The sequence below is a fragment of the Bacillus salipaludis genome, assembly GCF_004358205.1.
In genome coordinates this window covers 85,605-107,658 of sequence record NZ_SMYO01000010.1, presented here as the reverse complement: position 1 = coordinate 107,658, position 22,054 = coordinate 85,605, and the positions used below count along the sequence as shown (strand labels likewise).

General features: G+C 38.0%; 20 protein-coding genes. 19 read left to right on the top strand and 1 reads right to left on the bottom strand.

The window, feature by feature from the left end:
* Positions 1–71 precede the first annotated feature (71 nt).
* The 14 genes from E2K98_RS20525 (at position 72) to E2K98_RS20460 (ending at position 17,682) form a co-directional block, all read left to right on the top strand.
* Positions 72–3,164, top strand: coding sequence for an efflux RND transporter permease subunit (locus E2K98_RS20525; RefSeq protein WP_133337425.1), 3,093 nt, complete (start codon positions 72–74; stop codon positions 3,162–3,164).
* Positions 3,165–3,329: 165 nt separating this feature from the next.
* On the top strand, positions 3,330–3,953 hold the full coding sequence (locus E2K98_RS20520; RefSeq protein ID WP_133337423.1) for a nucleotide sugar dehydrogenase: 624 nt from the start codon (positions 3,330–3,332) through the stop codon (positions 3,951–3,953).
* 62 nt (positions 3,954–4,015) lie between these two features.
* The gene (locus E2K98_RS20515) at positions 4,016–4,537 is read left to right on the top strand and encodes a phosphatase PAP2 family protein (protein ID WP_235824896.1); all 522 of its coding nucleotides are present in this window, start codon (positions 4,016–4,018) and stop codon (positions 4,535–4,537) included.
* Between the two features lie 22 nt (positions 4,538–4,559).
* Positions 4,560–5,702, top strand: a complete 1,143-nt coding sequence (locus E2K98_RS20510) for a glycosyltransferase family 4 protein (RefSeq protein WP_133337419.1) — start codon at positions 4,560–4,562, stop codon at positions 5,700–5,702.
* Positions 5,703–5,989: 287 nt separating this feature from the next.
* Complete coding sequence (locus E2K98_RS20505) at positions 5,990–6,607, top strand: sugar transferase (protein WP_133337625.1); 618 nt, start codon at positions 5,990–5,992, stop codon at positions 6,605–6,607.
* 18 nt (positions 6,608–6,625) lie between these two features.
* Positions 6,626–8,083 carry a teichuronic acid biosynthesis protein TuaB gene (tuaB, locus tag E2K98_RS20500; RefSeq protein WP_133337417.1) on the top strand — a complete coding sequence of 486 codons (1,458 nt, stop codon included), beginning with the start codon at positions 6,626–6,628 and terminating at the stop codon, positions 8,081–8,083.
* Between the two features lie 2 nt (positions 8,084–8,085).
* Positions 8,086–9,261: a teichuronic acid biosynthesis protein TuaC gene (tuaC, locus tag E2K98_RS20495; protein WP_133337415.1), complete on the top strand. Its 1,176-nt coding sequence runs from the start codon at positions 8,086–8,088 to the stop codon at positions 9,259–9,261.
* Positions 9,262–9,279: 18 nt separating this feature from the next.
* Entirely contained in the window at positions 9,280–10,614 is a 1,335-nt protein-coding gene (tuaD, locus tag E2K98_RS20490; RefSeq protein ID WP_133337413.1) for a UDP-glucose 6-dehydrogenase TuaD, read from the top strand.
* A gap of 65 nt (positions 10,615–10,679) precedes the next feature.
* Positions 10,680–12,041: a teichuronic acid biosynthesis protein TuaE gene (gene tuaE, locus E2K98_RS20485; RefSeq protein WP_133337411.1), complete on the top strand. Its 1,362-nt coding sequence runs from the start codon at positions 10,680–10,682 to the stop codon at positions 12,039–12,041.
* On the top strand, positions 12,025–12,711 hold the full coding sequence (locus E2K98_RS20480) for a YveK family protein (RefSeq protein WP_133337409.1): 687 nt from the start codon (positions 12,025–12,027) through the stop codon (positions 12,709–12,711). The genes tuaE and E2K98_RS20480 overlap by 17 nt, the downstream gene beginning before the upstream one ends.
* 166 nt (positions 12,712–12,877) lie before the next feature.
* Positions 12,878–13,636, top strand: coding sequence for a teichuronic acid biosynthesis protein TuaG (gene tuaG / locus E2K98_RS20475; RefSeq protein WP_133337407.1), 759 nt, complete (start codon positions 12,878–12,880; stop codon positions 13,634–13,636).
* Between the two features lie 16 nt (positions 13,637–13,652).
* On the top strand, positions 13,653–14,810 hold the full coding sequence (tuaH, locus tag E2K98_RS20470; protein ID WP_133337405.1) for a teichuronic acid biosynthesis protein TuaH: 1,158 nt from the start codon (positions 13,653–13,655) through the stop codon (positions 14,808–14,810).
* Positions 14,811–14,837: 27 nt separating this feature from the next.
* Entirely contained in the window at positions 14,838–15,728 is an 891-nt protein-coding gene (gene galU, locus E2K98_RS20465; RefSeq protein WP_133337403.1) for a UTP--glucose-1-phosphate uridylyltransferase GalU, read from the top strand.
* Positions 15,729–16,134: 406 nt separating this feature from the next.
* A complete protein-coding gene (locus E2K98_RS20460; RefSeq protein WP_133337401.1) occupies positions 16,135–17,682 on the top strand; it encodes an NAD(P)H-hydrate dehydratase in 1,548 nt (515 codons plus the stop codon).
* On the opposite strand, the gene E2K98_RS20455 is transcribed toward E2K98_RS20460, so the two are convergent.
* The gene (locus E2K98_RS20455) at positions 17,679–18,767 is read right to left on the bottom strand and encodes a GIY-YIG nuclease family protein (protein WP_328591988.1); all 1,089 of its coding nucleotides are present in this window, start codon (positions 18,765–18,767) and stop codon (positions 17,679–17,681) included. The two genes, E2K98_RS20460 and E2K98_RS20455, sit on opposite strands and share 4 nt — an antisense overlap.
* 58 nt (positions 18,768–18,825) lie before the next feature.
* Between E2K98_RS20455 and E2K98_RS20450 the strand changes: the two genes are divergently transcribed.
* The 5 genes from E2K98_RS20450 to E2K98_RS20430 all read left to right on the top strand — a co-directional run bounded on the left by E2K98_RS20450 (position 18,826) and on the right by E2K98_RS20430 (position 22,029).
* The gene (locus tag E2K98_RS20450) at positions 18,826–19,149 is read left to right on the top strand and encodes a YnfA family protein (protein ID WP_133337396.1); all 324 of its coding nucleotides are present in this window, start codon (positions 18,826–18,828) and stop codon (positions 19,147–19,149) included.
* A gap of 258 nt (positions 19,150–19,407) precedes the next feature.
* Complete coding sequence (locus E2K98_RS20445; protein WP_133337394.1) at positions 19,408–20,025, top strand: class I SAM-dependent methyltransferase; 618 nt, start codon at positions 19,408–19,410, stop codon at positions 20,023–20,025.
* Positions 20,026–20,090: 65 nt separating this feature from the next.
* On the top strand, positions 20,091–20,984 hold the full coding sequence (locus tag E2K98_RS20440; protein ID WP_133337392.1) for a DMT family transporter: 894 nt from the start codon (positions 20,091–20,093) through the stop codon (positions 20,982–20,984).
* 18 nt (positions 20,985–21,002) lie between these two features.
* Positions 21,003–21,383 (top strand): RidA family protein, encoded by a 381-nt coding sequence (locus E2K98_RS20435; protein WP_133337390.1) that lies wholly within the window; start codon positions 21,003–21,005, stop codon positions 21,381–21,383.
* A gap of 169 nt (positions 21,384–21,552) precedes the next feature.
* The gene (locus E2K98_RS20430) at positions 21,553–22,029 is read left to right on the top strand and encodes a DinB family protein (protein ID WP_133337388.1); all 477 of its coding nucleotides are present in this window, start codon (positions 21,553–21,555) and stop codon (positions 22,027–22,029) included.
* Positions 22,030–22,054 lie beyond the last annotated feature (25 nt).

The following is a 22,054-nucleotide window of genomic DNA, read 5'->3' as shown; positions in this document are numbered from 1 at the left end:
TTTAAAAATCTGGTAGTTTTAGTCAAAAAAAGGGGGGACTTTTCCGGCAGCCTTGCACGGAGAAAAGTAAAATGAGCCGAATTATAGATGAAACAATAAAACGTGCCGTTCTGATTGTAACCTTAATCGTCTTAATCCTCGTTTGGGGTGGGATGTCCGCCATACATATTCAACGGGATTATCTTCCCGAAATTAATAATCCAACCTTGATGGTCACAGTGCGTGCAGAGAATTACCAAGCACAGCAAGTAAGAGCAAAGATTACGGAGCCAATCCAACAGGCGGTACGGGTAGTGGACGGCCTGCAAGATATTGAGACAAATTCTTTTAATGGCGGATCACTGGTCAGTCTCAACTTTCCTATGAATTTTGATATGAAAAATGCTGAGGAACAGGTATCGAGAGCTTTAGAAGGGACCTCGCTTCCGGCAGGCATTGAAAAACCGTTAGTGACCAGACTAAGTACCCACTCTCTTCCAATCATGAGAGTAAGTCTAATGAGTTCTTCTGACAATATTACGGAAAATACACTCCGAACATCCATTCAAGAAGATATTGTCAATCGCTTAAAAACTGTTCCCGGTGTTAAAGATGTTCTTGTTTCCGGTGGTGGAATGGCAGGCTATGAGGTTCATCTTCGTACGGACGATTTAAAGAAATCAGGTATATCTATTGCTGACATAAAACAATCACTTGAAGAAAATTATACAACTGAACTGGAGGGCCAGGTGTCAAACCTACAAACTTCTATTCCCATCCAAGTTTCAGGTTGGGGGTTGACGAGGCAAGACTTGATGCAACTTCCAATTCATTCAAATGAAGGCAAAACGGTCCCTCTATCTTCTGTAGCTGACATCTCAAATTCGATTGTCAATTTGCAGACGATTTCAAGAACGGACGGGAAACCTAGTGTCCTTTTAGACATTTTGAAAACACCTTCATCCAATATTACAGATGTATCCAATCGCATTAAAAGCAGAATAAAGGATATTCCGGCATTGAAAAATAAGGATGTACAACTTGCTATTCAATTTGATCAAGGAGAACAGATCAATTCATCGTTAAAAGGACTCATAAAAGAAGGGGTGTTAGGCTGCTTATTCTCGGTAATATGCGTATATCTATTTTTCCGTAAAGTACGTTCAACACTATTAATCGCTATTTCATTACCCATCTGTTTATTGGCAACAACCGGCTTATTAAAAACAATGGGGATCAGTCTTAATCTGCTTACCGTATCAGGACTTATTGTTGCGATGGGTAGAGTGGTCGATGACTCGATTGTCGTTCTTGATAACATGAACCGAAAAGTATTTGAGACAAAAGAGAAACATAGCCTTCATTTGTTAACGAGCGCTGTTTCCGAAATGATTCCTGCGATTGTCTCGTCTACGGCTACAACCACTGCAGTTTATCTCCCAATCGCCCTAATTGGCGGCATGGTGAGTGCGGCATTTTCCGGTTTTGCTTGGTCGGTTGTCATTGCATTAGTGATTTCCTTGTTTGTTTCCATCATGGTGGTTCCGGCTCTTTATCATCTTTTTTGGAGGGGAGAACCTGTTGCCGTAAAAGATAATCTAGAACCATTTGGACATAAAATTTTTACATGGATGTTCAAACAAAAGGGGAAAGTGGCGCTGATTACGCTGGCTTTATTTTTGCTCACATCTCTGGGAGCAGCTTTTCTCCCAGTCAATTTTTTACCAACGACTAATCGTACAGGTCAACTGGGAATTCAAGTGGAAATGCCGCAAAATACTACATTAACAGAGGTTAATGCAGAAGTAAAAAGATTGGAAGCTTTATTGGCAGCAAACCCTAAAGTCGCTTCATTCTCTTCTGGATTAGGCTCATCATTTACACCTCAGTCCGATGATGTTTTTGATGCAGGAGGAGGATGGATTCAGAAGCCAAATATTGCAAATTTATCGATAACAGTTAAGCAGGATATTGATGCTAATTCCTTTATGCAGAATCTGCAGAAACAATTAAACTCCCTATCTAGTAAGGCTATTTACACAGTTTCAAATCAAAGTATTGCCGGCGATGATTCGCAATTAAAAATTAATCTTACAGGGTCGGATAGTCAAACATTGGAAACAATGGCGCAAACGATACGAAACCAGCTTAAGCTTGTACCGGGGCTGTCTGTACAAGGTGTTGCCGATGCAGATAATCAGATCACTCAGTATGAGGTTACACTGAATCGTAAGGCAATTGAAAAATATGGTATTAAACTGACCGATGTATTAACTCGAATCCAGCAATATACCGCGGAAGGAACAAAAGGAGTAATCTCAATTAACCAAGCTGCATTTCCAATTGTGATTCATTCCGATGTGCAAAAAAGCACCGGGAAAGATATTTTTTCTTTGATGGGCGGGGAGAGATTTCAGTCTAGGGACGGACAAGAAGTAACATTAGATCAGCTTGCAATCCTTATACCTTCAGGTTCATCCGTGATCGAAGAGAAGGATGGAAAACCTTATGCAGTTGTTACGGCCAACATCATTTCCAGTGATATTGGAAAGGTAACGAAGGAGGTTAAGAACGCGCTTAAGAGGATTTCGTTGCCTGAGGGGATTCACTATTCTTTCGCAGGTGCACCGCAGCAGGTTTATGAAATGATGTATGAAATGGCACTTGCTTTATTCTTCTCCATATTACTTGTAATGATCATCATTAGTGCTGTTTTCCGAGGATGGAAAGCGCCGCTATCGGTATTACTTTGTATTCCATTCGCGTTTATCGGTTCAGTGATTGGTATGTTTATGTTTAGATTGGAATGGAATCTGGCTGCATTAGTGGGACTCTTGATGCTTACAGGAATTGTTGTTACAAACGGAATTGTCCTTGTAGATAAAATTGAAAGGAATTTAGCAAGTGGGATAAAATTAGATGAATCAATTTTACAAGGAACACTGTCTCGTGTACGACCAATCCTAACAACAGCACTCACAACGGTTTTAACCCTGCTTCCACTTGCATTTTCCTCGAGATCAGATTCAGTGATCTCGCAAACGCTTGGAATTGTCGTTGTCGGAGGAATGATTAGTTCCACTTTTATCAGTTTATTTATGATTCCAATTTGCTTTCGCTGGTTATATCAACTGCGAAAAGGTTCTTCTGTATCGTATAGAAAAGATGAGCAATTAATTTCTTGAATCAATAAATAGTAAAGTATAGGAATGGCTTAATCCCTGAAAAAAATTCAGGGATTTTTTTCGTCTGTATTATTTACATTTTATTTACAATCCTTTTACACCAGGTTTAGAAAAATTCCCGAAAAATCAAATACAATAAAGATAAATAATGTTTGGAGGGATTGGATGAAGATTACCGTTGCAGGTGCAGGATTAGTTGGATTAGTAACTAGCGCTGGATTAGCAGAATTAGGCCATCAGGTGACATGCATAGACATACAAAAAAAGAAAATTGATTTGCTTCAAACCGGTCGTACTCCAATTAATGAGCCTGGGCTTGCTCCTCTTTTAGAAAAAAATCTGAATAACGGAAATCTACATTTTACTATGAGCCCTTATCAAGCCTATTCAAATGCTGAAGTCATTTTTATTTCAGTCGGAACAAAAAATAAACAAGACGATTCTATTGATTTAAGAAACATACATGTAGTTTCAAATACGATTGCCCATTTTATTGAAAATAATGTGGTTTTATGTATAATCAGCACCGTCCCTATAGGGACGAATGATTTAATTAATAAAATCATCGACAGAAGCAAACCTCCTAATCTTCGTTGTGATGTGGTATCGAATCCAGATTTTCTTCGGAAGGGGTCGGCCATTAACGATTTCTTCTATGGTGAACGAATTGTAATTGGGGCTGATAGCCTTGAGTCTGCATCGATAATAAAACAAATTTATGAGCCATTAAAAATCCCAACCATCATCACAGACATCCTAGGTGCAGAAATGATGAAATATGCAATTTAATCTTAAACAGTAGAGTAGAGATAGAATGATAACGGTTAAAAGGGGAATGGACTATGAGCAGAATGTTTCATGTGTTTTATGGATTTGAATGTAGAATATTTCAAAAGGTAAATCGTCATTTTGATAAGAAGCTATTAAATCTTTTTTTTCGTGCCATTACACACCTTGGAGGAGCGAAATTTACCATCATTTCTACTTTCCTCCTTCTGATTTTATCACCTAGAGAGACAAGACTGATTGCTATTTCAAGTGCAGTTGCATTATCAGCTAGTCACATACCTGTTCAAATTGTGAAGCAGATGTTCCCACGAAAAAGACCCTATTTAATGATCGAAAAAACAAAGTTTCCTGATAACCCATTACAAGACCATTCTTTTCCTTCGGGTCATACAACTGCAATATTTGCGGTTGTCACCCCATTTATAATTTTTGTTCCTCCATTAGCTTTTGTCTTTATTCCGTTAGCGATTTGTGTAGGAGTATCTAGAATTTACTTGGGTCTACACTATCCTTCAGACGTATTTGTAGGTGGCATCCTTGGAAGTTTAACTGGTATTCTTAGTTACTATATACTCTATTTTTGAAAGTATGATGAGGAGGGATTATATGAAAATAGCCATTTTCACAGATACCTTTTATCCGGACATTAATGGGGTGGCTCGAACCTTAAAAAGGTTCACCGAATATTTAGAAGCCAAAAACATCACCTTTAAAATCTTTGCGCCTGAATCTGACAATGAGGACTATGCTGCAAGCCATATTCATCGATTTAAAAGCCTATCCTTTTTCTTATATCCTGAATGCCGTTTAGCTTTGCCAAATCTTCTTCACATCAAAGCGGAATTACTAAAGTTTTCTCCGGATTTAATCCATGTCACAACCCCATTTAGTCTTGGCCTTTCTGGGGTTTATTTTGCAAAAAAGTTAAACATACCCCTTGTTGGTTCCTATCATACGGATTTCAATCAATATTTAAACTATTATGACCTTCAATTTCTTTCTAAATTCCTCTGGAAATACATGAATTGGTTTCATCACACATGTGCCAAAGTGTTCGTTCCCTCAAAAGAAACATTTTCCCAACTTAAACAACAAGGTTTTACAAATCTAGAAATATGGCCAAGGGGGGTAGATTGTAAAGTTTTTCAGCCTTTTTATCATAAAAAGACTGTTCGTGAGAAATATAGACTTTCAAAGAAATATCTCCTAACTTTTGTTGGCAGGTTAGCGCCTGAAAAAGACGTCGATAAGCTGCTGGCTATTTCTAAATCTATACCGGCTGAAATAAACGAAAATATTGAGTGGATGGTAATTGGTGACGGTCCGTTAAAGGAAGAACTTCAAGAAAAAGCTCCATCAAATATGAAATTTACAGGGTTCTTAACAGGAGAAAATTTAGCAGAGATCTATTCGGTTTCGGATCTGTTTGTATTTCCTTCTCCGACAGAGACGTTTGGAAATGTCGTACTTGAAGCATTAGCCAGCGGAACACCTGTGATTGGAGCAAATGCAGGTGGAGTGAAAAATATTATTAATCCGGGTGTTACAGGATTCTTATGCACACCGGGAAATGTAAAGGAGTTTACCAACAGAATTGTGGATTTATTAAGTCATGATAGTTTGCGAATTCAAATGGGTTGGGAGGGAAGAAATTTTGCATTATCCCAAAACTGGGATACGATTTTTGAACATTTATTAGGGCATTATTTTCTTGTCATCCAGGAGCAAAGTTTATCCAAATACGCCTGAAAATAAGTAGAAAACATCTTCTAAACAATCTGGCTTTTAAGTAAGCCAGATTGTTTTAGTTTTACATGGGTTGTTTTACCTATTTTTTGTAACTCTCTTTACAAAAAATTAACAATTTTAACGAAGATTCACAATTGTTCACTAACTCTTAATCCCAGCTCAACGAGTCCTCTAAATTCCCTCCTTATAATCTTTCATAACGGGCCGCTTAATGAATTAAATAATCTTTGAAGGTGGGTTTAATTGTGAATACACAAAGAAGCTTAAATCTTTTCCATGATTACACTATGACCCAAACCCCTAAACTGCTTTTATCGAAGGAAGCGGAGCAATATCTTTATTTAAAAAGAGCTTTAGACGTTTTCTTTGCTGTAATAGGGATCATTTTCGCATTACCGATTGTTGTTGTTTTTGCCATCCTTATTGTTCTAGAAACAACTGGTTCCCCGTTTTATGTCCAAGAAAGAATGGGGAAAAACGGAAAAATATTCAACATGATCAAGTTGCGATCGATGACCATAGATGCTGAAAAAGAGGGGGCTAAGTGGGCTGAGGTAAACGATCCGCGTGTTACAAAAGTCGGAGCGTTTATTCGAAAAACTAGGATTGACGAACTTCCGCAATTTATTTCTGTCTTAAAAGGGGATATGTCGATTATAGGTCCAAGACCCGAAAGGCCATGTTTCACCGAACAATTTGAGCGGGAAATTAAAGGATTCTCCAATAGGCTGCTTGTGAAACCGGGGCTGACAGGACTAGCCCAAATTAGCGGGGGATATGACATTTCCCCAAGAGAAAAGCTTCAATATGATTTGAAATACATACAAAATCTTTCGTTTTCACTTGAAATAAAAATTATCTTGAAAACTTTTAGAGTGGTTTTTACAGGTGAAGGTGCACGGTAATGGAGGCAGGGGAGACAAATGTCCGCAATTAGAAGAGAACTGCATAAAGGGATAAAGTGGACAGGAATTTCTACTCTACTTATTACAGGGATTCAAATCTTTCAGTTTGCTATCCTTGGAAAAATTATGAGTATATCCCAATTTGGCCTGGTTGGCATGCTGACTACCATTGTGGTATTTGCACAAATTGTATTGGATTTGGGGCTTGGTTCTGCCGTCATCCAAAAGGAAGAGGTCCATAAAAGGACATTATCAACTTTATTTTGGCTAAATCTGATGATGGGGCTTGGAGTTTGTTTAGTGCTTTTCTTTACAAGCCCGTTTTTGGCTAACTACTTTCATCGCAAGGATCTAACGGATCTTATTAAGATTCTTGCGATGATGTTTCTGATCGCTCCCATTGGACAGCAAAGCCAATATTTAATGCAAAAAGAATTACGGTTTAACATGCTTGGTGCAATTGAGGCAGCGGCAACGATAATCTCTTTTTTTACGCTTGTCATCCTCATTTTTATGATTTCTCCCATAAAAGCCTTTGTCATATCTCAAGTAGTGCTTTATGGGCTTAAAGGGATTCTTTACTTTATCTGTTACCAACGGGTATGGCGACCTTCATTGGTATTTGATCTTTCAGAATGCAGAAGCTTTCTCTCATTTGGAGCCTTTCAGCTGTTTTCAAGAATCGTGAACCGAATTGGATCAAATATCGATGTGATTTTAATCGGTAGGTTTATGGGGGCAGAAGCATTGGGGGTTTATAACCTTGTTTATCAAATCGTTACGATTCCGGTATTGAAAATCAATCCCATTATTACAAGGGTGGCCTTTCCCGTTTTTTCAAAAAATCAACAAAGTCATACTGCTTTAAATGATGGTTTCTTACACATGACAAAGCTTTTAAGTCTTGTTACTTTTCCGCTTTTAATGGGGCTAACGGCAGTTTCAAATGTTTTTATTCCTGCCATATTTGGTGAAAAATGGATGGATGCTGTTCCGATTTTGCAAATCATGTCGATCGTCGGCATTCTTCGGGTTTTGATGAACCCGAATGGCTCTATTATTCTTGCAAAAGGCAAAGCCAATATTGCGTTTTATTGGGACCTTGGTGTGCTAGTTCTTTATGGCTTATCGTTAAATTTTGCCGTTGCATCGAACAGCTTGAAGGTCGTTGCTTGGACTTATGTAATGGTAAGCATCGTGAACTTTCTAATTGGAAGGTGGTTATTAACATGGTTAATCCAGCTGCAATGGAAGCATTATCTGAAAACCATTATGGTTCCACTTTTATTCTCGATTCTAATAACAGCCATTGCGTATGTTACGAAAGTATTTAGCGCTTTGTTTTTTCAAACAACTGCCATTTTGCCGTTAACGATTTCAGTAGGATTTAGTGCTGGAGTATACTTGCTGCTTTTGTTAAAAGTGTATCCAAATTACTTCTTGAGGATTGTAAATAAACTAGCTAGAGGGCGATAAGAATGAAAGCATTATGGATTACAAGTGTGTATCCAAGTGGTTGTCAGCCAGGGAGCGGCGTCTTTCATGAAACGCAGGTGCAGGCGTTACACCGTTTGGGAGTAGAGGTTACGGTCATTAGCCCGGTACCACGCAGTCTGACATTTATTCGGAATTTTCGTAAAGCCGATAAGGCCAATAAACAAATCCCTGCGGTCTATGAGCGAAATGGAGTGAAGGTTTATCGGCCAAATTATTTAGCACTGCCCGGACAGCTTAGATGGGCGCAGCCAGACAGGCGGATTGCGGCAGCAGTTCTGAAGACCATAGAAGATTATGGGCTTGCTCCGGATTTAATTCATGCTCATTTTGCGATGCCATCTGGCGGGGCAGCAAGAATTGTTGCCTCTGAAAAAGGTCTGCCATGGATTTTAACGTTACACGGTAGTGATGTAAACGTATATCCGCATTACAGCTCTAGTGCAAAAAAGGCATTTCTTCAATCAGTCAATATGGCAGATTCGGTTTTAACGGTTGCCGAAAATTTACAAAGGAAAACGAAGGAGCTGGCAGGCAGGGAAAGTGCTGTACTCCCAATTGGGATTGATCTTTCCCAATTTCAGCAGCCGGAACAAACCAAGCAGCAAATGAGACGGCTGCTTGGGCTCCCTGAGGATAAAAAGATTATTACATTTGTTGGCAGGCTAACGGAAGCAAAAGGTGTATTTGAACTTGCCCAGACGCTTAAGTTTCTATCAAATGAAGTCGCCATTGTCTTCGTAGGGGACGGCCCCGCTAAAGATAAATTAAGCCGGAATCCGGAATTCAATAGCAGGCTTTTCATAACGGGGCAGGTTGCAAATGAAAGTGTGAGAGATTACTTGTTTGCTAGTGATTTATTTGCCCTTCCTTCCTATACGGAAGGAATGCCGACTGTAGTACTTGAAGCCATTGCTTTAAAAATCCCTGTTATTTGTACAGCGGTGGGCGGTGTCCCGGAATTATTTGGTGAACATCGTGATCTATTAATCGAGCCGAAGTCTGTATCAAGTCTAGTACAGAGAATTCAGGATGTATTAAACCGAAGTTTATATTCACCGAAAATTCTGCTGGATCTCTATGAGCAGGTACAACAAAATTATTATTCCCATAAGAACGCAATACAACTGAAAGAGAATTATAGAAACCTATTAAATTAAATGGAAGGATGATGAAAATTGAAGAAAGTTACGGTGGTTGGAACAGGTTATGTAGGTCTTGTATCGGGCACATGCTTTGCGGAAGCCGGCAACCAGGTTACTTGCTGTGATATTAATCAAATGAAAATTAATGATCTCCTGCAAGGCGTTATGCCGATTTATGAGCCTGGATTAAAAGAACTTGTCGATAAAAATGTAAAAAGGGGCACTCTTCATTTTACCTATCAAATTACCCAAGCCATTCAAGAAGCCGAGGTCATCTACATTGCGGTAGGAACTCCCATGACATCGTCGGGTAAAGCAGATCTTACCTATATTAAACAGGTGGCCAAAACCATTGGTGAAAATTTAAATGGTTATAAGGTAATTGTTACGAAAAGTACAGTGCCTGTTGGTACGGGGAAACTGATAAAATCTGTCATCCAAGAACATTCCTTTGAACAGATTCCTTTTGATATTGTAGCGAATCCTGAATTTTTACGTGAAGGTGATGCCATTAAGGATTCCATGAATATGGAACGTGCGGTAATTGGCGCAACCAGTGAAAAAGCGTTTCAAATTATTGCAGAGCTGCACCAGCCCTTTACATCCAATATCGTAAAAGCTTCTTTGGAAACAGCGGAATTAATAAAATATGCGGCAAATGCATTTTTAGCTACAAAGATCTCATTTATTAATGATATTGCTAATATTTGTGAACGTGTCGGGGCTGATGTCACCAAGGTTTCGGAAGGTATTGGGTTAGACAGCCGAATCGGCAATAAATTTTTACAGGCAGGAGTAGGCTTTGGCGGATCTTGTTTCCCAAAAGATACATCAGCTCTTCTACATATCGCGAAAGAGTGTGGATATGAATTTAATTTAATTAAGTCTGTAATTGAAACGAATGAGGGACAGCGGGTCCAATTAGTGAAAAAACTCGAGAAGGCTTTAGGAACCTTAAAAGGGAAGACGATTAGTATTTTAGGATTGGCCTTTAAACCAAATACAGACGATATCAGATCTTCACCGGCAATAGACATTATTCCATATTTAGCTGTTCATGGGGCAAATCTCCAAGCTTTCGATCCGATTGCCATTAAGGAAACGAAAAAGCAGCTGGGATACCAGTGTGCCTATTCTGAGAACATATATGAATCGATTCAAAATAGCGATGCCTGCGTGATTTTAACCGATTGGCAGGATGTCAAAGACTTGGATTTAATCAAAGTAAAGGAATTAATGAAACAGCCGCTTATTGTAGACGGAAGAAATGTCTTTGATTTGGAAACGATGAAAGATCTTGGTTTCACCTATCTTTCAGTTGGGAGGCCGGAAGTTCGACAGAAAACTGCCGCGTCAAAGTCACTTTAGGAGTTTTTCAAATGAAAAGATTTTATTTTGTGACAAGATCGAGATAAAAGGGAGAAAAAGGTTTTATGGAAGGTAATAACAGTGTTGCACGAGGAGTTGGTACGCCAGCTTTCCTAATGGTAAGACCTTATGTAGAAACGAACCGGCTGTTTTGTGGTGTGATGTTTTTATTAGTAGCGACCACCTTTCTCAATCAGTCTGTATTAAGTATTCATTTTGGTTTTTTTAGTTTGTTTTTATATCGATTGATATTGATCTCTGCGGCGACTCTCTTCATTGTTTCCATTGTAAAAGAAAAGAACCTCTCACAATATTGGAAGCAAATAAAAGTAAAAGAGGTTCTGCACTTTTTGATGTTTTGGCTTGTTTACGGAACCGTTTCGCTTTTATGGGCGAAATCATACGTTGATGGGATTAAGTATTTATTCCTGCTGGGGACGGGTATCTTATTTGTCTTTTTGGCAGTGCTTACGTTCACAAAAATATCTAGATTGCTCGTTTTTTATGGAATATGGCTATTCATGACACTGATTCTATTGTGTATTGGCTTAATCAATCATTTTACTCATATTCAGCTCCCAAGCTCAACGTTGTATGGAGGGCCGGAATATAAGTTGTCTTATCCAACTGCGGTGTTTTTTAATCAAAACGACTTTGCAACGTTTCTTACTATCTCGTTTTCTTTTTATGCAGCGGCAGCAAAAAATAGTCGGAATGTGTGGATTAAAACTTCAACAATACTACTTGGATTGTTATGTGTTTATATCATTTATTTAACTGAATCACGAGCTAGTTTGCTAGGGGTCTTCGTAGGTTTGATTTTCTATTTATTTATCCACCTGCCTTCCTATTTAAAGAAGGTGACATTGAACATCGGTTTGATTGCAATGGTTCTTTGTTCCGTGTTTTTTTTCAACAAGGTGTCAAATATCATTGCAGCGGATGATGGGCATTCATCGAATGTAGTAAGGCTGAATTTATTGAAAAATGCCTTCCACTTTATATTGGATACATTTGGATTTGGTGTAGGGGCGGGCAATATTCCATACTACTTGAAAAATGAAGCCATTTACGATACCAACCATGTTGTTGAAGTGCATAATTGGTTAATGGAAATTTTAGGTAATTTTGGGATTATTATATTTTTAGGTTATCTCTTTACGTATGTTTATCTATTTTGTTGCCTTTATAAAGCCTTCAAAAAAACGAGGGATGAGAAGGAAAAAGGAATCATTGAAGCATGCATGATTGGGCAAATTGCCTTCCTTATTTCCAGTATAAGTCCGAGCTCCGTAAGCAATCTATATTTCCATTGGGTTTTCCTGGGGTTTGTCATTGCTACGGTAAATGTATATAACAACAAAAGTAGAAAAATTAAGAGTGAAAATAAGCGAAGGAGTAAGCTTCGGAATGGAATTAATCGTTAATAGACTGGCACAAAGAAGTAAAAAATATCTTTTAATTTTAATAGCAATTCCAATTGTTCTCGGATTGGTGGGATGGTTACTTCCTGTTGGGAAAGAAGCAACCACGTATACTGCCGAAGCGACGCTTTCTTTAGGGAGTTATGATTATGATGATTTAAATAATTCCAAAAATGTAATGATTTTATTAACTAACCCTCCTTTCTATCGAGATAATTTATCAGATCTATCGAAAGAGGAACGGGCTGAGATTTTAAGCAAATTACAAGTAACGGCTGTAACGGATAAAATCATTAAACTTTCTTATACAGATTCTCCAAAAGAGAATGCAACTGAAGTAATAAACGATATTTCAAAGGCATTTTTAAAGATGGATCAATTACGTTTTCAAGAGAAAAAGAAAATCATTCAGGATTCCATTCAATCATTAAGCCAGGAGAAGGTCAGCGAAGATACAATAGTTGACCAACAACGCTTTCTTAATGAACTGAAAACGACACTTTTTGAAATTAAACCGGCGCTATTACTAGAATCTTCAGATCCAAGTGAGGTAATGACGGACAATAAGGCCCTCAACTCAAAGGAACGGGCGGTAGCAGGGATTTTAATTGGAATTACACTCGCTTGTGCTTGGGTTTTGATTCCTGAACTGGTTCGGGGACAGTCAGAATAAAGTGAAACTTCAATCAGTGGGGGTTTTTTTCATCCCCCACTGATTGTTAGTTGAACCAATCGGGCTTTTACGGGCAGTTGACCCCCACTTATGCTTCCTGTTTCCGCTAACCCTTGAAGTGGGGGTCTTACTGCCCGTTAATGCGGGATAAAAGGAGGATAACCTTATGATTCAAAAACAGCCAACTATTTCCATTATTACCCCGTCGTATAATGCCAGCAAATTTATCGATAAAACAATCGATTCTGTTTTAATGCAGACTTATCAAAATTGGGAAATGATTATTGTCGATGATTGCTCAACTGACGAAACACCGGATATATTAAACCGTTATGCTGAAGAGGATGAAAGAATACGAGTTATTTTTTCAAAAGAAAATAGTGGTGCTGCGATCGCCAGAAATCTTGCCTTACAGCATGCACAAGCAAGATATGTTGCTTTTTTAGATAGTGATGATTGTTGGAAACCAGATAAATTAGAGCGCCAGCTAACCTTTATGCAGAAAAATGACTATGCTTTCACTTTCACTGGGTACGAATTTATTAATAATGATGGTGTTCGTTTGAATAAATACGTATCAGCACCAGAAAAAATTACCTATGAGGATATGTTAAAGAATACAATTATCGGATGTCTAACGGTCATGATTGATCGCCGTAAAGTAGGCCGAATTCAAATGCCCAATATTCGAACAAGGCAGGATTTGGCAATGTGGCTTGCGATTTTAAAAAAGGGATTTAAAGCCTATGGATTAAATGAAAATTTAGCTGAGTATCGAATTGGAAATCCCTCGATTTCAAAAAACAAATGGAAAGCTGCCAAGATGAATTGGTTTGTGTATCGCAAGATTGAGAAGTTGAATTTTCTTAAAGCATTTTGGTGTTTCTCTCATTATGCTTATCATGCAGTAGTTAAAAGAATATAAAAGAGGTTTTGGATAAATGGAAAAAATTCATATTGTGGTAGCAACAGGGGAATGGGAAAATGATGGGCTCCGTTATCGAAGACATCGACTTGCAGAATTTTTGCAACAACAACCGGATACGAAAGAAGTGATTTGGGTTTGTCCAAGCCCAAATCGTAAGGAAGTTTCTGCAAAAACACTGTCAAACGGAATCGGACAATGGTCGGTACAAGATTTGCTGCCAAATAAGATGTTTCGGTTTGGACGCTATATGGATGGATTCTATAAATCAAAGTTGCTCCCTTTCCTTTCCTATTTAAAAAAATTCAAAGGACAGTATATGATCAATCTTTGGTACACCTTTCCCGGTTTCCCATTACTTTCAGATCTGTTTCCATGGGACAAGGTCATATATGATTGCAGTGATTTATGGGCTTCACCCATGAACGGGAAAAGTTCAGTCGTATCTACTCTTAGACAGAACATTATTGCAAAAGCAGAAAATCGGATTATTCAGAGGGCCGATACCATCTTTTGCACTTCTGAATATTTACGTGATCAAATGATAGAAAAAACAGGTTCGACTCAAAAAGTCTTTACATTTGAAAATGGGGTTGAATTCGAGCTATTTGCAAGCGAACATACTCAAGTTGAACATGTTCTTCCGGAAAACTTTAATGGCACTGTTTTGGGATTTATCGGGGGAATTAAACCGAAGCTTGATTTTGAGCTAATCCAGCAAGTGGCAAGAAAAAAGCGGGAGTGGCTATTTTTGTTCGTAGGTCCAGATGGAACAAATCAAGATTCTGATTTTAAAAAGTTACTAACGGAACAGAACGTATTATGGACCGGCAGTGTTTCTCCTGCTGATGTTCCGAAATATATGAATTTAATCGACATTGGGATCATGCCATATAAACCCTCCCAATACAATCAGGCCGTATTCCCATTGAAATTATTTGAATTTCTGGCAGCAGGTAAACCGGTTGTAGGGATTAATTTACCTTCTACCAAAAAGTATGTTCAAGAATCGGTTTATAGCTATATAGAAAACAATCAACCAAGTGAATTTATCTATGAATGTGAAAAATTAGCAAGTTATAAGAATCAAGATAACAATATGCTTATTCGCAAGCAGGTAGCGAAAGCGAAAAACTGGAGCGATGTATTCGAAAACATGCTTTCTTGTGTTTAGGTTTATTTTGGAAAAGGAGTGAGAGTAGTGAAGCAAATTCGTAAAGCAATTATTCCTGCGGCAGGATTGGGTACAAGATTTTTACCGGCTACAAAAGCTATGCCCAAGGAAATGCTTCCTATAGTGGACAAGCCAACTATCCAATATATCGTTGAGGAAGCAATGGAGTCTGGAATTGAAGATATAATTATTGTAACGGGAAAAGGAAAACGGGCAATTGAAGATCATTTTGACAACTCTTTTGAGTTAGAAGAAAACTTGGTTACAAAAGGGAAATTTGATCTTCTTGAAAAGGTAAAGGAATCATCAAAAGTTGATTTACATTATATTCGGCAGAAGGAACCAAAAGGACTCGGTCATGCCATCTGGTGTGCACGTAAATTTATCGGAGATGAACCATTTGCTGTTTTGCTGGGGGATGACATTGTACAAGCGGAAACTCCCTGCTTGAAACAAATGATCAATGTTTACAATAGAATTCAGACCTCTGTAATTGGTGTTCAAACCGTTTTAGAAAGCGAAACTTCTAGATACGGGATTATTGACCCATCAGAACAAGATGGTCTATTGTATCAAGTGAGGAATTTCGTGGAGAAGCCTTCCTTAGGATCAGCTCCTTCTAATTTAGCCATAATGGGTAGATATATTTTGACTCCTGAAATTTTTATGTTCCTAGATAAGCAAGAAGAAGGCGCTGGAGGTGAGATTCAATTAACTGATGCTATTCAGCAGCTCAACAAAATACAAAGGGTCTTTGCTTATGAATTTGAAGGAAAGAGATTTGATGTAGGAGATAAACTAGGGTTCATTCAAACAACGATTGAGATGGCTCTTCAAACGAATGAACTGCGATCAGAATTAATGACGTTTTTAGATGAAATTTTAATGAAGCAAAATTTAATGATTCCGAATGATTAATTTAACTTAATGGATGAACTCTCTTACATATAGGAGGGTTTTTTATTTTTGGGGCAAAAAAAAAAGAGTCACGCTAAATATTATTTGCATTAGATCCGCTTTTTTCGGGGAGCAAAAAAGGAGTAGTAAAAAATCTTACCAAAGCAAATCACCAGAAATAATTCGAACATACCATTAAGTAAATTTTGCATATTATTCCTCCCTATGGAAAGTTTGGTGAGAATGGGTATAAACTTAATACTGTTATGTCATTTGAACGCTTATGACTTTATCTATACTCTATATTCTAAATTGAAAATACTAAGGCATAGTTAAAGAGATGTAAATCTACTGTAAAAAAGAGACCATGAATCGTAAAAAAAATTTCTTATAATCATAAAAATGGAAGTATAAGGACGTGATTTAAATGTTCATTGCAGGGCAAAAGGAAATGCAGCAAATGGATCAATATACAATGGAAAAAATCGGGGTGCCTGGTATAATTTTAATGGAAAATGCTGGAGGGAGAGTAGTAGAAGAAATTCTCGCATGCACCCCATATGAAAATCCTAGAATTATTGTGCTTGCTGGGGGAGGAAATAATGGAGGAGACGGTTTTGTGATTGCCAGAAAACTGGTTGATGCAGGCCTGAAGCCGCTGCTCTGTTTGTTAGTAAAGCCTGAGAAAATAAAAGGTGATGCAAAAGTCCACTTTGATGTATACATGAATCGGAGGCTTCCAATTTTCTATTTACATGAAAATACGCAAGAGGCCCTTCGGATGAAGTTAGTTCAAGCTGACATTATCGTTGATGCGATTTTGGGAACGGGAGTGAACGGACCTGTTCGAGAGCCTTTCAATCAGGTTATTTCGATGGTAAATGAATTGTCCGATAAGAAATGGGTTATTGCAGTCGATATCCCTTCGGGGGTGAGCAGTGATACTGGAAAAGTAGAAGGAGCAGCAGTGAACGCTGCAAAAACAATAACCTTTGTTTTTCCGAAAAAGGGATTTTTCCTGCAAGACGGTCCCATGTATGTTGGTGCGTGGAAGGCAGTAGATATTTCCGTGCCTCCTTCGGCTTGTGAGGAATTGGGACTTGATATGCCAAGGCTAATTACAGAATCACTGGCTGAAGCTGCAGTGCCGGTGCGTCCGAAAAATGGTCATAAAGGAACATTTGGGCATGCACTTGTTCTAGGTGGATCTTGTCATTATGTGGGCGCGCCCATTTTTTCCGCCAAGGCTGCCCTCTATTCAGGGGCAGGATTGGTGACATTAGCCATTCCAGAATGCATTTACTCCATGGTGTCCGCACAGTGTCCGGAATCGTTAATGTTGCCATTATCTGCTGAAGATGGTCATTTCGCAGGCAGCTCCGTTGAAGAGATTAAGCCTCGTATGGGGCAGTTTGATAGTATTACAATTGGTCCGGGAATTAGTAGATTTTCCAGAGGTGAAGAATGGGTAAAGAATATAATTGGCGGGTTAACAGGTCAACCGATTGTAGTTGATGCGGATGCACTTTACCTACTTCGGAACGAGTTAGAATTCGTTCGTGAATATAATGGAAATGTTATTTTTACTCCGCATCCGGGTGAAATGGCGAGTTTATTAAATTCTTCGGTAAAAGAAGTGGAAGCAAATCGGATAGGGACGGCTAAAAGTTTTGCAAAAGATTTTAATGTTTTCTTGTTATTGAAGGGGCATCGCACGGTGATTGCTAGTCCAGATGGCGAGATTTATATCAATCCGTACGGTCATGACGCTCTTGGGAAGGGCGGCAGTGGGGATGTGCTCACTGGGTTAATTGTTTCATTTCTCGCTCAAGGTGCTACGCCGCTAGCGGCAATGATTGCGGCAAGTTATTTACATGCAAAAGCTGGAGAAGAAAAAGCTAAAACTTTATCCCATTATGGAGTCATGCCTTTTGATATAGTAGATGGGGTTAGAGAGCTTTTAAATAGGTTTTAGCTCTCATCCCCTATTAATAATTTTTTTATTTCACAATCTAAAGCATCGTTTTTTGAATTAAGCCAATGACCAGGAATTATCAGATGTTTGCTGGTGCTGCTTTTTATATAACTGTAGATAATTTGGGCTTCATCGATTTCATCTTTACTGATTTTGTGGGATTCATCTGAATCTCCCTTTTGAAAATAAGTCAAAATGTCTTTTTTAATGAGTGGACAAAGTTCAATTATGCTCGCAACGATATATTTGTCACTGTAAAGAACTCTGTTTCCTTTAATAAGAAAAAGCTTTAATGTGCGATCCTGTAAATATTCGATTACAGCAATATTTTTATTTGCTTCCGTAAATTCGATTACTTTTTCTTTATTTAAAATAAAATTGATGGAATCTATAAAATCCCGATATTTCGAGGCCGTTTCAAAGTCGAAATTTTCGGATGCCTGGGCCATTTTTTCATTCATTTCTCCCAGAATGCTTAGGTCAGTGCCATTTAATAAAGCAATGATGTCATTTATGCTGTTATTGTATTGTTCAAGGGCTGTGGGATGCCCGAGACAAATGCCATTACATAAACCTAATGAATAGTTCAGGCAAGGTTCGTTCCTTTTGGTTAGATTCGTACACAAGATTTTCTTAAATTCTTTTAAGTTTGAGATTGCTTTTTCAACAGTGTACTTGTTGATGTATGGCCCGAAATATAGGTGTTTGTGATTGAAGATTAGATTATGCGTAACATCTATACTCGGAACTTTCTTATCCGTTTTAATCACAATATAGGTATAGGATCGCGGGTTTTTCATTTTTCGATTAAAAAATGGCTTTATTTCCTTGATTAAATGACATTCGAGCATAAAAGCTTCGAATTCAGTGTCGGTAAGGATATAGTCAAGATCCTTTATGTTATTTTTTAGTTTTACAATTTTTTGTGAATGGGCTTTTGAGTTTTGGAAATAAGATTGAACACGGCGTTTCAGGTTTTTTGCCTTTCCAACATATATAATATTGCCGTGGGAATCTTTCATGAGATAGACTCCTGGAGATGTTGGGAGGCTTTTGATTTTATCTTTTAAAATTACGATCTCCACCGTTCACATGAAAATATTCTTTATTATTCTAGCACAAGATTTTTAGGAGTGATTTGATATTTATACGATTACCTTATTCATTTTAGCAGGGATTGCAGAAATCGGGGGAGGTTATCTGATCTGGCTTTGGCTGCGCGATGGCAAGCCTTTTTGGTATGGGATTATTGGCGGGATTGTTTTAATTCTTTATGGTATCATCCCGACGCTTCAGAAGTTTCCTTCATTTGGGAGAGTGTATGCTGCCTATGGCGGTGTTTTCATTATTCTATCTGTATTGTGGGGATGGGGTATGGATAAGAAAACCCCGGATACCTATGATTGGATTGGTGCGGTAATATGTATAATTGGGGTATCTGTTATGCTTTGGGGGCCGAGACACTAACAGTCGTCTAATTTAGGTATAGGGCAAACTTTGTTGAATAAGATTTAGGACAATACGCGTGAAGAGCCATAAAGAAATGCCCCAAAAAAGGATTTTAAGGACAAAACACGTAAAGAGCCAAGTAGAAATGTCCTAAAAAAAGATTTTAAGGACTAAACTCGTGAAGAAACTTGATAAAATGTCTTTAATGAATGGATTCATAGCTTTTCCATGCCTGTAATTAATACATATTCTTAATAAACCATTAGGAGTAAAACCATGAAAGAACATTTATATGACAAACAACTGAACATTAAGACCGGTGCGGTTCAAATGACTCCCACGAAATCATTTCATTATCATCGATACGAGCCAACTCCTTATCAAGCACTAGAAACATTTTTTGGCCAATATAAATTAAAAAGCAGTGATCGGGTTGTAGACTTTGGTTGTGGAAAAGGGAGGCTTCTTTTTTTCACCCATCATTTATTCCATTCAACGGTAATCGGCGTTGAAATGAACGAGGGATTATTTCAGGAGGCCATTGCGAATCGAGAGCGTTATTTGCAAAAAGCAAAACTGCGGACCGAAAAAATTCAGTTCCATTGCTGTTTTGCTGAAGAATACCAGATTAACCCATTAGACAATTGCTTTTATTTCTTTAATCCCTTTACGATTCAAATTTTCATCAAAATCGTAAATAATGTCTTACTTTCAGCAGAAAAATCACTGCGTGAAATCGATTTAGTTCTATATTATCCATCGGAAAACTATATTTACTATCTCGAAAACCATACCCCATTTGAACTCCAGGAGGAAATCGTACTACCGGGGCTTTTCGAACACAATCCGAATGAGCGATTTCTGATCTATCGGCTTAGAAAAATTAATTCTTGAAACCTTCCAAATATTAGAATAATCTTTAATTAATACTTCAATCGTTTGGCAGAAAGGAGTTTCATGTGAAAGGTCAATTAAAAATAATTACCGCTATGCTCATTTGGGGGAGTCTTGGCATTTTTGTGAAAAATATTAATCTATCCTCAAGTGAAATTGCACTCTTGCGAGGAATCATTGGTAGTATATTTCTTATTTTTTTCTTAGTGATTGCTAAACAGAAGCCCTCCATTCAAGCGGTTAAAAAGAATCTTATGCTTTTGATTTTTTCCGGAGCGGCCATCGGCTTTAATTGGATCCTTTTGTTTCAATCTTATCGCTATACAACCGTCTCTAATGCAACCTTAAGCTATTATTTTGCACCAGTTTTTGTCATGGCTTTATCTCCTTTTGTATTAAAGGAAAGACTGACTCCTGCTAAGGTGGGCTGCATCATCACGGCCATGATTGGCTTGTTCCTTGTAGTAAATATTGGGGGAGCTGATAGCGGGGAGAATTACCACCATGTGACTGGAATTCTTTACGGTCTATCAGCAGCAGCCTTATATGCGAGTGTGGTATTAATCAATAAGTTTATTAAAAACTTGTCTGGCTTTGAAACTACATTCGTTCAGTTACTCGTTGCATCTATAGTCCTTTTTCCATATGTTTTCCTAAAGGATCATTTGAATTTTTCTGGTATTACTTCAAATTCGATTGTATTTATTATCATCATTGGGATTATCCATACGGGGATTGCTTATTTCCTTTACTTTACGTCCATTAAAGAATTAAAGGGCCAAAGGATTGCCGTATTAAGCTATATTGATCCGATTTCAGCAGTAATATTTGCAGCGATTTTCTTAGGGGAAGGCATCGGCCTCATGCAAATGGTTGGCGGAATCCTGATCCTTGGTTCAACCTTCCTAAGTGAAAGAATCGAAATTCAGATTCAAAAGATTCATAACAGTAAGGCTTAAAGATTGGAGGAGCTTAAAATGGCAAGAAAAGCGTATAATGCTGAGGGTGCGGCAGCAATCGGTCCTTATTCACATGCTGTTGAGTCAGGTGACTTGATCTATCTTTCGGGTCAAACGCCAATTGACTCCGCAACAGGCGAATTGGTCAAAGGTGGTATTGGGGAGCAAACAAGACAATGCTTTTTGAATTTATTCAAGGTTCTCGAGGCTGCAGACTTAACGCCGGATGATGTGATTAAGGTGAATGTTTATTTAACTGATATGAAAAATTTTAAGGCAATGAACGAAGTATACGGAACACAGTTCAGCCAACCGTTTCCGGCAAGAACGACAGTCGCCGTTGCTGCCCTGCCGCTTGATGCAGAGGTTGAAATTGAATTGATTGCAAAGAAATCATAAGGTATGCTCTAAGTTTTGGGTGCAACATAACAATTCACCTTAAATACGAGAGCTAATCACAAGTAAATTTACGCTCATTTCACGCTTTGAATATCAACAAAAAAGGGCTTTGGACATTCCAAAGCTCATTTTTTGCCTGAATACATAACTAAATAAGGGAGTGACTGCATTGATCAAGTTTTTTGAGTATAACTGGCAAATAAGAGATGAATGGTTTGATTGGTGTAAGCAACTGCCGATAGAAGAATTGTTAAAGGAACGCAGTGGTGGAGTAGGGAGTATTTTATATACTCTTTTTCATATTATTGATGTGGAATATAGTTGGCTTCGTGGCAGTCAAGGTAAAGAAGATGTGGCAGTTCGGTTTGTTGATTATAATACACTTGATAAAGTTAAATTACTATCAGATTCGTATCGAAAAGAAATAGTTGAATTTTTAAAAATAGATTTTGCCAAATTAAAACAGAAACTTGTTAGTGTTCCTTGGGATGAACATACATATACATTTGATGAAATCCTACATCATATCATTTCTCACGAGATCCATCACATTGGTCAACTTTCCATTTGGGCAAAAGAATTAAAACTTAGTCCTGTTCCTGCTAACTTTATAGGGAGAGAGTTAAAATCTATCCATTCTTATTGAGGTAACGGCTACCTCCCTTGATATG

Coding starts and splice junctions, on each gene's coding strand:
- E2K98_RS20525 (WP_133337425.1), top strand. CDS start 72: ATGAGCCGAATTATAGATGAAACAATAAAACGTGCCGTTCTGATTGTA.
- E2K98_RS20520 (WP_133337423.1), top strand. CDS start 3,330: ATGAAGATTACCGTTGCAGGTGCAGGATTAGTTGGATTAGTAACTAGC.
- E2K98_RS20515 (WP_235824896.1), top strand. CDS start 4,016: ATGTTTCATGTGTTTTATGGATTTGAATGTAGAATATTTCAAAAGGTA.
- E2K98_RS20510 (WP_133337419.1), top strand. CDS start 4,560: ATGAAAATAGCCATTTTCACAGATACCTTTTATCCGGACATTAATGGG.
- E2K98_RS20505 (WP_133337625.1), top strand. CDS start 5,990: ATGACCCAAACCCCTAAACTGCTTTTATCGAAGGAAGCGGAGCAATAT.
- tuaB (WP_133337417.1), top strand. CDS start 6,626: ATGTCCGCAATTAGAAGAGAACTGCATAAAGGGATAAAGTGGACAGGA.
- tuaC (WP_133337415.1), top strand. CDS start 8,086: ATGAAAGCATTATGGATTACAAGTGTGTATCCAAGTGGTTGTCAGCCA.
- tuaE (WP_133337411.1), top strand. CDS start 10,680: ATGGAAGGTAATAACAGTGTTGCACGAGGAGTTGGTACGCCAGCTTTC.
- E2K98_RS20480 (WP_133337409.1), top strand. CDS start 12,025: ATGGAATTAATCGTTAATAGACTGGCACAAAGAAGTAAAAAATATCTT.
- tuaG (WP_133337407.1), top strand. CDS start 12,878: ATGATTCAAAAACAGCCAACTATTTCCATTATTACCCCGTCGTATAAT.
- tuaH (WP_133337405.1), top strand. CDS start 13,653: ATGGAAAAAATTCATATTGTGGTAGCAACAGGGGAATGGGAAAATGAT.
- E2K98_RS20460 (WP_133337401.1), top strand. CDS start 16,135: ATGTTCATTGCAGGGCAAAAGGAAATGCAGCAAATGGATCAATATACA.
- E2K98_RS20445 (WP_133337394.1), top strand. CDS start 19,408: ATGAAAGAACATTTATATGACAAACAACTGAACATTAAGACCGGTGCG.
- E2K98_RS20435 (WP_133337390.1), top strand. CDS start 21,003: ATGGCAAGAAAAGCGTATAATGCTGAGGGTGCGGCAGCAATCGGTCCT.